The following is a 12,404-nucleotide window of genomic DNA, read 5'->3' on the forward strand; positions in this document are numbered from 1 at the left end:
CTCAGGCGGCCTTCTGGACGGCGGCGCGGCGGGCTCGCTCCGGGTACTGGGCGGTGATGAATGCGGGGATGGCGAATCCCGCGACCTGCACGGCTATCGAGACGGTGCTGCCCAGCGACTCGGCGTCGATGACGGCGAGCCCGGCCGCTGTCAGGGTGAAGGCGGCCGCCCAGACGCTGGTCAGCACCACGTTGATCCGGATGAACACGGGGTTGTTCCACACCTCGCGCGGCGCCTGCCGCTTGGCTATCCCGGTGGTGAAGGGCCGGCGGGCAGCCAGCGTCCCCCAGGCGGTCAGGGCCAGCCAGCCGGTGGCCAGCGCGCCGCCGTACTCGCGGAGGCCGCTGTCGGGGGCTGCGAAGGCTATGACGCTCAGGACGGCGAAGAAGGCGATCGTGGACTGCTCGAGAATCAGGGAGTCACCGCAGACCCCGCGCTTGCGGTCGGCGTAGAAGAGCCAGGCACCCACCGCGAGGGCGGCGACCGCGCCCCACTGCCAGTGCGAGCTGCCGACGGCGGCGAAGACGATCCACGGGATGAATCCGCGCAGGTAGTTCATGAGAGTCCCCCTCTGTTCCGAGCTCTCGCTCAGCTCCACATTCCAACTTCGACATGTCAAATGTAGAGGTTCTCGTTTTGACGTGTCAAGAGTGGAATGTAGAGTCCCTTTCATGAGCCTCCGCCATGCAGTCCTGGGCCTCCTGGCCGACCGGCCGGCCAGCGGCTACGACCTGATGAAGCTGTTCGAGACCTCGCTCGCCCACGTCTGGTCGGCGACCCAGAGCCAGGTCTACGGCGAGCTGGGCAAGCTCGCCGATGCCAGTCTGGTCGAGGTGTCCGCCGAGGGCCCGCGCGGCCGGAAGGAGTACGCGATCACCGAATCGGGCAGAGCCGAGCTGCACCACTGGCTCACCGAGGTCGAGCCGGTCCGCACCCGGCGCAGCGACGCCCTGCTCCGCGTCTTCTTCCTCGGCGAGCTGACCCCGCTCGAAGCGCAGACGTATCTGCTGACCGAGGCCGAGCGCTCGGCCCGCCGGCTCGCGGGCCTCAAGGAGGCGGAGGCAGTCATCGACTGGGGCGACGACGCCATCTCGGTGCACGGCCGCCTCGCGCTGGAGTACGGCAAGCGGCTCAGCGAGATGCAAGAGGAGTGGGCCCGGTGGGCAGCGGAGCAGCTCAAGCCGTAACAGGCGGCGCCGCCAAGGTAATTGGGATGCCGGGACGCCCTCTGCCCGGCACCCTGATCGCATGACAGAAAACCCGCAGGAGACGTCGCGCGATAGCGCGCGGCCGCTCCCGGACGACAGACGCACCGTGAAGGTGTCCAGGTATCTGTCGAAGCATCTGCGTCATCAGCCCGAGCGGATCGGGCTGACCCTCGATCCCCGCGGCTGGGTGGAGATCGACGTGCTGCTGCGGGCGGCGGCCGCGCATCGCTTCCCCATCACCCGCGCCGAGCTCAACCATGTCGTCGCCACCAACGACAAGCGGCGTTTCGCCGTTGCGGGCAACCGCATCCGGGCCAGCCAGGGCCACACCGTGGCCGTCGACCTCGGCCTGCCGCCCGCCGAACCGCCCGCGTACCTCTACCACGGCACCGTGGCCCGCAGCCTGGATGCGATCCGCGCCGAGGGCCTGCGCCCCATGAACCGCCACCATGTGCATCTCTCGCCCGACCGTGAGACCGCCACCCGGGTCGGCGCGCGCCGCGGCCGCCCCGTGGTGCTGAGCGTGGACGCCGGGTCCATGTACCAGGCCGGCCATGTCTTCCACGTCAGCGCCAACGGGGTGTGGCTCACCGGCTCCGTACCGCCGGAGTATCTGCGGCTGCCGACCTGAGCACCTTTGACATGATCGGCTCCATGGCGTCCCCGCATCTGCCCACCACCGAATCCGTGGTCACCGCGATCCGTGCGATCGCCGACGAGCACGGGCTGGTGGTCGAGGTCACCGACGACATCGGCGCCGACCGCACCTCCCGTCGCACCTCTTCCGGGGTGTTCACGGTGGTCGATCCGGACGGTTCGCTGCCGCACGAGGCGTACGTCGAGCTCGGCGGCTCGCCGTCTGTGGCCGTGCGGGTCTATCCGGAGGATGACGCCCAAGTCACCGTGGACGGCGTGCAGTTCGACGATGTCCGGCGCGACTCCGTGCCTGCCTTCCTGGGCTCCGTCTACGGCGGGCTCGCCCACGTCAAGGGCCGGTTCTTCCCGCCCGGATGGTGGCTGGTGGTGCCGCTGCCCGGCGACGAGACATACAAGGAACTGGTGCTGCTCGGCGCGCTCACCCCCTGGATGAGCGCGCACGTCCGCAGCAGTAAGGGCTAACGGGCGAGCTGCGCGAGGCCCTCGGTCGCGATCTGCTCGAAGACCTTCTGGTCGGCCGCGAACTCCGAGTCCGGGATCGGCGCGTGCAGGACGATCTCGGTGACGCCGAGCTCGAAGTGCCGGCCCGCGAAGTCCACGAACGCGTCCAGCGATTCCAGCGGGCGGCCGGGCTGCGGAGTGAAGCCGGTGAGCAGGACCTTGTCCAGCTCGTCCACCTCACGCCCGATCTCGTCGCAGGACGCGCCCAGCTTCTTGATCTGCTCGCGGATGGCCTCGACGGACTGCTCGGGCGTACCGCTCTCGAACAGCTTCGGGTCACCCGTGGTCACCCATGCCTGCCCGTGCTTCGCCGCCAGCTTCAGCCCGCGCGGTCCGGTCGCGGCCACCGCGAAGGGGATCCTGGGCCGCTGGACGCAGCCCGGGATGGTGCGGGCCTCGACCGCCGAGTAGAAGGTGCCGTCGTACGTCACCGAGTCCTCGGTGAGCAGCCGGTCCAGCAGCGGCACGAACTCGCCGAAGCGGTCCGCCCGTTCGCGCGGAGTCCATGCCTCCTGGCCGAGCGCGGTGGCATCGAAGCCGTTGCCGCCCGCTCCGATCCCGAGGGTGATCCGGCCGTTCGACACGTCGTCGAGCGTGATCAGGTCCTTGGCGAGGGTCACCGGGTGCCGGAAGTTCGGCGAGGTGACCAGCGTGCCGAGCCGGAGCCGGGTGGTGGCGGCAGCGGCTGCCGTGAGCGTCGGGACCGCGCCGTACCACGGGCCGTCGCGGAACGTCCGCCAGGACAGATGGTCGTAGGTGTACGCGGTGTGGAAGCCCAGCTCCTCGGCGCGCAGCCACTCGTCGCGACCGCCGTCGTGCCAGCGGCGTACCGGAAGAATCACAGTGCTCAGACGCATACCCACGAGCGTACGTCGGATCCCGTCACCTCCGGCACGCCCGAAGCACAGGGTGCCTGAAGCCACTACAGAAACTTCCGCAGCACCGCACACACACCTCCCGGAGCATTACCGGTTTCCCGTACGCCCCCTCGTGCCCCAGGCGCACCGGCGTGCGCTCTCAGGTATGCGCCCATTCGCACATCCGTGCACTCATGTACGGAACAATGGTTCCTGTGACCTCTGCTACGGACCCCGCCCCGGCCATCCGGTACCTGCCCACCGCACCACGGCTGATCGCCACCGATCTGGACGGCACCCTGCTGCGCGACGACAAATCGGTCTCCGACCGTACGGTCGCGGCCCTGGCCGCCGCCGAGGAGGCGGGCATCGAGGTCTTCTTCGTCACCGGCCGCCCGGCCCGCTGGATGGACGTTGTCAGCGCCCACGTCCACGGTCACGGCCTGGCCATCTGCGGCAATGGGGCGGCGGTCGTCGATCTGCACGGCGTCGGCGACGGGCACCGTTTCGTGAAGGTGCGACCGCTGGAACGGGCCGCCGCCCTCGATGTCGTCACGCTCCTACGGGCGGCCGCGCCCGGCACGTCCTTCGCGGTCGAGCGCACCGCCGGGTTCCACCACGAGCTCGCCTATCCGCCGATGCACATGGACCCGGCGGCGAGCGTCTCGGCGGCCGAAAAGATCTTGGCCGAAGACGCCGACACGGCGGACCAGCCGGTGCTCAAGGTGCTCGCGTTCCACCCCGAGCTGGCCCCCGACGACTTCCTCGCGCTGGCCCGTACGGCGATCGGCGAGCGCGCCGAGGTCACCCGGTCCAGCCCGACCGCGCTCCTGGAGATCAGCGGCGCCGGTGTCTCGAAGGCCTCCACGCTGGCCCTGTGCTGCGCCGAGCGCGGCATCTCGCCCGCCGAGGTCGTGGCCTTCGGCGACATGCCGAACGACATGGCGATGCTGAGCTGGGCGGGCACGTCGTACGCCATGGGCAACGCCCATCCCGATGTCCTCGCCGCCACCTCCGGGCGTACCGTCGCCAACAACGAGGACGGCGTGGCCGTCGTGATCGAGCAGATCCTCAAGACCCTCTGAGTCCGGTCGGTTCCCCTGGCTCAGCCCGGTGTTTCACGTGAAACACACCTTCCCCGCCTCCCCGCGCTGTTTCACGTGAAACAGCGCTCAGAGCGGTGCCTCCCAGAGCACCGTCGTCCCGCCCCCGCCGTCCCCGAGGCCGGCGCCGTACGAACTCGATCCGCCCAGCGCCTCCGCGCGCCGCTGGAGGTTGCGCAGTCCGCTGCGGCGGCCGCCCGCGGGGATCCCGATCCCGTTGTCAGCGACCGTCAGCCGCACCCCCGGGCTGCCGTCCGGCAGTTGCGCGGTGGCGTCCACGACGACCTCGATCCGGGATGCCTCGGCATGCCGGAAGGCGTTCGAAAGCGCCTCGCGCAATGCCGCGATGAGGTTCTTGCCGGTCAGCTCGCCGACCAGGGTGTCGACGGCACCGAGGAAGCGGTGGGCGGGCTTGAAGCCGAGCGGCACAGCAGCCATGTTGATCTCCCGCAGTACGCGGGTGCGCAGTCCGGAGGGCGCCTCGGCCGGGCCCTGCTGGAGCGCGAAGATCGCGGTCCGGATCTCCTGGATGGTGACGTCGAGTTCATCGACCGCCTTGCCGATACCACCCTGCACCTCGGGCACGACGGACTTGCGCTGGGCGCCCTCCAGCATCATTCCGGTGGCGAAGAGGCGCTGAATGACCAGGTCGTGCAGATCGCGGGCGATCCGGTCGCGGTCCTCGTACACCGCGAGCCGCTCCCGGTCGCGCTGGGCCTCCGCCATCATCAGCGCGAGCGCGGCCTGCGAGGCGAACTGGCTGGCCAGGGTCCGCTCGGCCTCGGTGAAGGGACGTCCGCCGCGCACCCGGGGCGTGGCGAGCGCGCCGAGGACCCGGCCGCCGCTCTGCAACGGCAGCAGCATGCTCGGCCCGTACCGCTCGGACAGTTTGGTGATCATGCGCGGATCGGATGCGGCGTCCTCTACGAAGACCGCCTCGCCGGCCAGCAGCGTCGAGACGACCGGGCTCTCCGGCGGGACCACCACACCGAGCGTTGTGCCCTGGTCGTCGGCGGAGACGGCGACGATCTCCAGGCCGCCCTCCTCGGCGGGCAGGAGCACTATTCCGGCATCGGAGTCCGCGAGATGGCGGGCCTGTTCGGCGACGACTTCCAGGGCGTCGTCGGCGTCGCCGCCCGAGAGGAGGGCCGTGGTGACGGCGACCGAGCCGTCGATCCACCGCTCGCGCTGGCGCGCCGCCTCGTAGAGCCGGGCGTTGCCGATGGCGATCCCGGCCTCGGTGGCCAGGACCCGCACCATGTGCAGGTCGTAGTCGTTGAACTCGGCCCCGTTGTGCTTCTCGGTCAGATAAAGATTGCCGAAGATCTCGCCCTGGACGCGGATCGGGACGCCGAGAAAGGTGCGCATCGGCGGATGGTTCGGGGGGAGTCCGGCCGAGCGCGGGTCGGCGGAGATCTCGGAGAGCCGCAGCGGCTCGGGATGGTGGATCAGCCAGCCGAGCAGCCCGCGGTGGCCGTCGGGCAGGTGCCCGATGGCGTGGGCCACGTCGTCGCCGACGCCGTATGTCACGAAGTCGGAGAGCCCCCGGCGTTCCTCGTCGACGACCCCGATGGCCGCGTATCGCGCGTCGGCGAGTTCGGCCGCCGTCTCGCAGATCCGGTCCAGAGTGGAGTGCAGTTCAAGGCCGGTGCCCACCGAGCGCATCGCCTCCAGCAACTGCGGCACCCGAGCGGTGAGCTCAGTGGAGAGCCCCTGCAGGCTGCGGGTGGCTCGGGTCGCCGCTTCGAGCGGATCCTGGTCCCTGCGGTCCAGGTCCTTGACGTCCTGGTGGCCCGTCGGTCTCTTCGGGTCTGGCGACAGTGACATGCCTTGAGACTAGTTAGTCCTATTTGGCGAGGAAAGTCGGGTACTGCGTGGCCTCGGTCTCGTGCTCCCGCTCCAGCATGCGCCGCAGCGGCCCTTCGACCAGCGCGAGGTCCTCGTACGCGCCGCGCTGCACGGTCCGCCCCTCATCGAGGACAACCACCTCGTCCACCGCTTCCAGGCCGCGCAGCCGGTGCGTGATCAGCACGGTTGTGCGGCCCCGGGTGGCGTCGAGCAGGTCCGCGGTGAGCGCGTCCGCGGTCGCCAGGTCCAGGTGCTCGGCGGGTTCGTCCAGGACCAGCACCGGGAAGTCGGCGAGGAGTGCCCGGGCCAGTGCGAGCCGCTGGCGCTGTCCACCGGACAGCCGTGCGCCGTGTTCGCCGACGAGGGTGTCGAGGCCGTCGGGCAGCCCGTCGACCCAGTCGAGCAGGTGGGCCCGGTCCAGGGCGGCGCGCAGTTCGTCGTCGGTGGAATCGGGGCGGGCGAGGCGCAGGTTCTCGCGCACGGAGCTGTCGAAGAGGTGGGCGTCCTGGGCGCACAGTCCCACGAGCCGTCGCACGTCGTCGCCGTTCAGCAGGTTCGCCTCGCTCCCGCCGATCTCGTACGTACCGCTCCCGGCGTCCAGGAAGCGGAGCAGCACCTGGGCGAGGGTGGTCTTGCCGGATCCGGAGGTTCCGACGACGGCGACCCGCCTGCCCGGGGTGAGGCTGAGCGCGAAGTCGTGCAGCGCGTCCCGCTCCTGACCCGTGTACCGGGCGGACAGTCCGCGCAGCTCCAGCGGGAAAGGCGACGTCGGCGCGGCGAGGGGGGATTCCGGCTCCTGTACGGGCGCGGGCGCATCGAGCACCTCGTAGACCCGCTCCGCGCTACGCCGCACCCGCTGGCGGGACTGCACGGCGAGCGGCAGCCCGGTCACTGCCTCGAAAGCGGCGAGCGGAACCAGGACGATCACCGCGAGCAGCACTGGGTCGAGGCGTCCGGCCACGACCGCCTGCACTCCGACCAGCGCCGCGGCCGCCACGGTGAGCCCGCAGGCCAGTGCGGAGAGCCCACCGCCGAGCGCGGTGGCGGCGGCGCCCCGCAAGGCGATCCGGATGAGTGCCGAGTCGGCCTCCTTGACGTCGCGGGTACGACGGTCGAGCGCCCCCGCGACGGTCAACTCGCCGGTGCCGGTGAGCAGATCGGCCACCCGGGTGGCGAGCACCCCGCGTGCGGGGGCCAACTGCCGCTCGGCCCGGCGTGCGCAGGCGCCGCTGACCAGCGGGACCACGATCCCCGCGACGAGCAGTCCGGCGGCGAGCACGGCACCGGCCTCGGGCAGCAGCCAGGCGGTGAACCCGGCACTCAGCACGGACACGACGACCGCGACCCCGGCCGGAAGGGCCCATCGCAGCCAGTAGTCCTGGAGTTCGTCGACATCGGCGACGAGGCGGGACAGCAGGTCGCCGCGCCGGGTCTCGCGCAGCCCGGCGGGCGCGATCGTCTCCAGCCGCCGGTACACCGCGACCCGCAGTTCGGCGAGCATCCGCAGCACGGCATCGTGGGAGACGAGACGTTCGGCGTAGCGGAACACGGCCCGTCCGATCCCGAAGGTCCGGGTCGCGGTGACGGCCACCATCAAATAGAGCACCGGCGGCTGCTGCGAGGCCCGGGAGATGAGCCAGCCGGATGTGGCCATGAGGCCCACGGCCGAGCCGAGCGCCAGCGCGCCAAGCAGCAGTGCGAGGGCGATGCGACCGCGCAGTCCCCGAGCGGCGGCGCGGACCCGGGCGAGCGGGTTCCGGGCGGCTGAGGCATCACCCGTGGAGCTGTCGACGGGAAGGGCTTCAACGGGCCCACTTTTAGGCCCAGTTGGCGCATGGACCGCCGCGCCCCGCACCGGGACGCAGGCCGGTGTTTCGACGGGCCGCAGCTCCACCACCCGGTCCGCGACCGCGAGCAGCGCCGGGCGATGCACGACGAGCAGGACCGTACGGCCCACCGCCAGCCTGCGCACCGCATCGACGATGCCGGCCTCCGTCTCGCCATCGAGCGCGGCCGTCGGCTCGTCGAGCAGCAGCACCGGCCGGTCGGCCAGGAAGGCGCGGGCCAGCGCGAGGCGTTGCCGTTGTCCCGCCGAGAGCCCCGCGCCGCCCTCTCCGAGGACCGTGTCCGCACCGTTCGGCAGGGCGGACACGAAGTCGTGCGCTCCCGCGTCGCGCAGCGCGTCGAGCACCGCCGCATCGTCCGCGTCCGGCCTGGCAAGGCGTACGTTCTCCGCGATCGTCCCCGCGAAGAGGTGCGGTCGCTGCGGCACCCAGGCGATCCGCTCGCGCCACTCCGCCAAGGACAGCGTGGCCAGATCGGTGCCGGAGACGAGGATCCGGCCGCCCTCCTCCGGGGCCACGAAGCCGAGCACCGCGTTCAGGAACGTCGACTTCCCGACTCCGCTCGGCCCGGTCAGCGCCACCGTCTCGCCGGGCGCCACCACCAGGGAGGCGGCCGCCAGGGACGGTTCGGTCCGCCCTTGGTGCCGTACTGTCACCGCTTCGGCTTCGATGCGGACCGGACCGACCGGCACCCTGCCCCTGCCGCCCTCGGACAGCGGGGTCTCCAAGACGTCGAAGATCTCCTGCGCGGCTGAGAGTCCCTCCGCCGCCGCGTGGTACTGCGCCCCGACCTGGCGCAGCGGCAGATAGGCCTCGGGGGCGAGGACCAGGATCACCAGACCGGTGTAGAGGTCGAGGTCGCCGTGGACCAGCCGCATGCCGATGCCGACCGCGACCAGCGCCACCGAGATCGTGGCGAGCAGTTCGAGGGCGAACGAAGAGATGAAGGCGATCCGCAAGGTCTTCAGCGTCGCTCTGCGGTAGTCCGAGGTGATCGACCTGATCGACTCGGCCTGTGCCTTGGCCCGCCCGAACACCTTCAGGGTGGGCAGCCCGGCGACCACGTCGAGGAAGTGCCCCGAGAGTCGGGAGAGCAGCCGCCACTGGCGGTCCATCTGCGACTGGGTGGCCCAGCCGATGAGGACCATGAACAGCGGGATCAGCGGCAGCGTGACGACGATGGTCGCCGCCGACACCCAGTCCTCGGTGACGATCCGGGCGAGCACCGCCACCGGCACCACGACGGCGAGGCCCAGTTGCGGCAGATAGCGCGAGAAGTAGTCGTCGAGCGCGTCGACACCGCGCGTCGCAAGCGCGACCAGCGACCCGGTGCGCTGACCGCTCAGCCACTCGGGGCCGAGCCCGGCCGCTCGTTCCAGGAGCCGCCCCCGCAGCTCCGACTTGACCGCCGCGCTCGCCCGGTGGGCGGCAAGCTCCGTCAGCCAGGAGACCAGCCCCCGCCCGACCGCGACCGCTGCCAGGAACAGCAGCGGCGTCCTCAGCCCGGCCGCGTCATGGCCGTGCTGGAACGCGCCGACCACGACCTCGGCGATGAGCATCGCCTGGGCGATGATCAGCCCCGCGCCCACCAGACCGAGGGCCACCACCGCCGCAAGGAAGAAGCGGGTGGCACGGGCGTACCGGAGCAGACGCGGGTCGATCGGTTTCACGTGAAACATCCCCAACTGGAAGATCAGAGAAGGACCAGAGGGGTGTGTTTCACGTGAAACACACCCCACCGAGGACCTCGTTGGAAGCCCTCAGAGGTCAGTGCGCATCGGCGATGTTCTTGGTGCCGATCCGCTTGCGGAACACCCAGTAGGTCCAGCCCTGGTAGAGCAGCACGATCGGGGTCGCGACGCCCGCACACCAGGTCATGATCTTCAGGGTGTACGGCGTGGACGAGGCGTTGGAGACCGTGAGGTTCCAGGCGTCGTTCAGCGAGGACGGCATGACGTTCGGGAAGAGCGTCAGGAAGAGCGTCGCCACCGCGGCCGCGACCGTGATGCCCGACAGCGCGAAGGACCAGCCCTCCCGCCCGGCCTTGATCGCCCCGATCGCGCCGATCAGCGCCAGTACGGCAATGACCATCGCGACCAGGCTCTTCGTGTCGCCGCGCGAGGCCTGGGTCCAGATCAGGAAGCCGAGCGCCAGCACGGCCGTCGCCAGCCCCAGCTTGAACGCCAGCGCCCGGGACCGCTCCCGGATGTCGCCGAGCGTCTTGAGCGAGGCGAACACCGCACCGTGGAAGGTGAAGAGGAAGAGCGTGACCAGGCCGCCCAGGATCGAGTACGGGTTGAGCAGGTCCCAGAAGCTGCCCACGTACTCCTTGTGCGCGTCGATCTTCACGCCGTGCACCATGTTGGCGAAGGCCACACCCCACAGGAATGCCGGGATGAGCGAGGTCCAGAAGATCGCCTGCTCCCAGTTGCGCTGCCAGGCTTCCTCCGGCCGCTTGGCCCGGTATTCGAAGGCGACACCGCGGATGATCAGGCAGACCAGGATGATCAGCAGCGGCAGGTAGAAGCCTGAGAAGAGCGTCGCGTACCACTCGGGGAAGGCGGCGAAGGTCGCGCCGCCGGCCGTGAGCAGCCACACCTCGTTGCCGTCCCAGACGGGGCCGATGGTGTTGATCAGGACGCGCTTCTCAGTGCGGTCCCTGGCCAGCAGCTTCGTCAGGACTCCGATTCCGAAGTCGAAGCCTTCCAGGAAGAAGTAGCCGATCCACAGGACGGCGATGAGTACGAACCAGACGTCGTGGAGTTCCATGCCTCGATCTCCTCAGCCTCAGTACGAGAAGGCCATCGGCCGGTCGGGGTCGCGGTCGTCCCCGCCGATCTTGGTGGGCGGATTGAGGTCGGCCTCGGTGAGCTCGGGCGGTCCGGCCTTGACGTACTTGGCCAGCAGCCTGACCTCGATCACCGCGAGCACGGCGTACAGCGTCGTGAAGACGATCATCGAGGTCAGGACTTCGCCCTGCGAGACGCTGGGGGAGACCGCGTCCCTCGTACGCAGCACGCCGTACACGACCCAGGGCTGGCGGCCCATCTCGGTGAAGATCCAGCCCCACGAGTTGGCGATCAGCGGGAAGCCGAGCGTCCAGACGGCGAAGAACCAGTACCACTTGGTCAGGCGGGCGCTGAGAGCCGTGCTCTTGAGGAGCACCAGATTCGGCACTTCGTCCTCACCGGTCCGCATCCCCGGCGCCAGCATGAACTTCTTGCGGGTCAGCCACAGTCCGACCAGGCCGATGACGAAGGACGCCATGCCGAAGCCGATCATCCAGCGGAAGCCCCAGAAGGTGACCGGGATATTGGGCCGGTAGTCGCCGGGCCCGAACTTCTGCTGCTCCGACTTGTTCACGTCGTTGATGCCGGGGACGTACGAGGAGAAGTTGCTGTCGGCGAGGAAGGACAGTATTCCGGGCACGGAGATCTCGACGTCGTTGTGGCCCTTGGCCACATCTCCGACGGCGAAGATCGAGAAGGGGGCGGAGTTCTGCCCGTCCCACAGTGCCTCGGCGGCAGCCATCTTCATCGGCTGCTGCTTGAACATGACCTTGCCGAGCGAGTCGCCGCTGACGGCCGTGAGCAGTCCGCCTATCACCAGCGTGACCAGGCCGAGCCGCAGCGACGTGCGCATCACCGGGATGTGCTTCTTGCGGCGCAGGTGGATGGCGGCGATGCCGACCATGAACGCGCCGCCGGTGAGGAAGGCCGCGGTCAGGGTGTGGAAGACGACGACGAGGGTGGTGTCCTGGGTGAGGACGTGCCAGAAGTCGGTGAGCTCCGCACGGCCGGTGGCCTTGTTGAGCTTGTAGCCGACCGGGTGCTGCATCCAGGAGTTGGCCGCCAGGATGAAGTACGCGGAGAGCATGGTGCCGATGGAGACCATCCAGATGCAGGCGCAGTGGATCTTCTTCGGCAGCTTGTCCCAGCCGAAGATCCACAGCCCGATGAAGGTGGACTCGAAGAAGAAGGCGATGAGGGCCTCGAAGGCGAGCGGCGCACCGAAGATGTCCCCGACGAATCGCGAGTAGTCGGACCAGTTCATGCCGAACTGGAACTCCTGGACGATGCCGGTGACGACACCCATCGCGATGTTGATGAGGAAGAGCTTGCCCCAGAACTTCGTCGCCTTGAGGTACTTGTCCTTGCCCGTTCGCACCCAGGCGGTCTCCAGGCCCGCGACAAGTGCGGCGAGCGAGATCGTCAGAGGGACGAAGAGGAAGTGGTAGACGGTGGTGATACCGAACTGCCATCGCGCCAGGGTTTCCGGCGCCAGAGCCAGGTCCACGTCGTCACTCTCCTTACGTCGCCGTGGTCAAAGCCGCAGTTTGCCCCTTTAATCCCACTGATCATGGGAGCAACAGGACACGCTTGTGAA

Annotated in this window: 10 protein-coding genes; 4 read left to right on the top strand and 6 right to left on the bottom strand. The window is 69.6% G+C overall.

The features are described from left to right. Position 1: 1 nt before the first annotated feature. On the bottom strand, positions 2-559 hold the full coding sequence (locus ACIBK6_RS04610; protein ID WP_399048749.1) for a hypothetical protein: 558 nt from the start codon (positions 557-559) through the stop codon (positions 2-4). Between the two features lie 112 nt (positions 560-671). On the opposite strand from ACIBK6_RS04610, the gene ACIBK6_RS04615 reads away from it, so the two are divergent. The 3 genes from ACIBK6_RS04615 to ACIBK6_RS04625 all read left to right on the top strand — a co-directional run bounded on the left by ACIBK6_RS04615 (position 672) and on the right by ACIBK6_RS04625 (position 2,327). After that, positions 672-1,187, top strand: a complete 516-nt coding sequence (locus tag ACIBK6_RS04615; protein ID WP_399048751.1) for a PadR family transcriptional regulator — start codon at positions 672-674, stop codon at positions 1,185-1,187. Between the two features lie 61 nt (positions 1,188-1,248). After that, positions 1,249-1,839, top strand: coding sequence for an RNA 2'-phosphotransferase (locus ACIBK6_RS04620; RefSeq protein WP_399048752.1), 591 nt, complete (start codon positions 1,249-1,251; stop codon positions 1,837-1,839). A gap of 23 nt (positions 1,840-1,862) precedes the next feature. Continuing rightward, positions 1,863-2,327, top strand: coding sequence for a hypothetical protein (locus ACIBK6_RS04625; RefSeq protein ID WP_399048753.1), 465 nt, complete (start codon positions 1,863-1,865; stop codon positions 2,325-2,327). Here the strand turns inward: ACIBK6_RS04625 and ACIBK6_RS04630 are convergent. Next, the gene (locus ACIBK6_RS04630) at positions 2,324-3,229 is read right to left on the bottom strand and encodes an LLM class flavin-dependent oxidoreductase (protein ID WP_399048755.1); all 906 of its coding nucleotides are present in this window, start codon (positions 3,227-3,229) and stop codon (positions 2,324-2,326) included. The genes ACIBK6_RS04625 and ACIBK6_RS04630 overlap by 4 nt on opposite strands. Positions 3,230-3,429: 200 nt before the next feature. Here ACIBK6_RS04630 and ACIBK6_RS04635 point away from each other — a divergent pair, with 200 nt between their 5' ends. Further along, entirely contained in the window at positions 3,430-4,308 is an 879-nt protein-coding gene (locus tag ACIBK6_RS04635) for an HAD hydrolase family protein (protein ID WP_399048756.1), read from the top strand. 87 nt (positions 4,309-4,395) lie between these two features. Here the strand turns inward: ACIBK6_RS04635 and ACIBK6_RS04640 are convergent, their stop codons facing one another. The 4 genes from ACIBK6_RS04640 to ACIBK6_RS04655 form a co-directional block, all read right to left on the bottom strand. Next, positions 4,396-6,153 (bottom strand): GAF domain-containing sensor histidine kinase, encoded by a 1,758-nt coding sequence (locus ACIBK6_RS04640; protein ID WP_399048757.1) that lies wholly within the window; start codon positions 6,151-6,153, stop codon positions 4,396-4,398. Between the two features lie 19 nt (positions 6,154-6,172). Beyond that, positions 6,173-9,688, bottom strand: a complete 3,516-nt coding sequence (cydD, locus tag ACIBK6_RS04645) for a thiol reductant ABC exporter subunit CydD (RefSeq protein WP_399048758.1) — start codon at positions 9,686-9,688, stop codon at positions 6,173-6,175. A gap of 97 nt (positions 9,689-9,785) precedes the next feature. Then, positions 9,786-10,787 (bottom strand): cytochrome d ubiquinol oxidase subunit II, encoded by a 1,002-nt coding sequence (gene cydB, locus ACIBK6_RS04650; RefSeq protein WP_399048760.1) that lies wholly within the window; start codon positions 10,785-10,787, stop codon positions 9,786-9,788. An 18-nt stretch (positions 10,788-10,805) separates the two neighbouring features. After that, entirely contained in the window at positions 10,806-12,314 is a 1,509-nt protein-coding gene (locus ACIBK6_RS04655) for a cytochrome ubiquinol oxidase subunit I (protein ID WP_399048761.1), read from the bottom strand. Positions 12,315-12,404: the final 90 nt, after the last annotated feature.

Source organism: Streptomyces sp. NPDC050485 (genome assembly GCF_044458185.1).
Lineage (GTDB): Bacteria > Actinomycetota > Actinomycetes > Streptomycetales > Streptomycetaceae > Streptomyces.

Excerpts from the sequence above, each read along its gene's own strand:
- ACIBK6_RS04610 (WP_399048749.1), bottom strand. The coding sequence starts at position 559 with ATGAACTACCTGCGCGGATTCATCCCGTGGATCGTCTTCGCCGCCGTC.
- ACIBK6_RS04615 (WP_399048751.1), top strand. The coding sequence starts at position 672 with ATGAGCCTCCGCCATGCAGTCCTGGGCCTCCTGGCCGACCGGCCGGCC.
- ACIBK6_RS04620 (WP_399048752.1), top strand. The coding sequence starts at position 1,249 with ATGACAGAAAACCCGCAGGAGACGTCGCGCGATAGCGCGCGGCCGCTC.
- ACIBK6_RS04625 (WP_399048753.1), top strand. The coding sequence starts at position 1,863 with ATGGCGTCCCCGCATCTGCCCACCACCGAATCCGTGGTCACCGCGATC.
- ACIBK6_RS04635 (WP_399048756.1), top strand. The coding sequence starts at position 3,430 with ATGGTTCCTGTGACCTCTGCTACGGACCCCGCCCCGGCCATCCGGTAC.
- ACIBK6_RS04640 (WP_399048757.1), bottom strand. The coding sequence starts at position 6,153 with ATGTCACTGTCGCCAGACCCGAAGAGACCGACGGGCCACCAGGACGTC.
- cydB (WP_399048760.1), bottom strand. The coding sequence starts at position 10,787 with ATGGAACTCCACGACGTCTGGTTCGTACTCATCGCCGTCCTGTGGATC.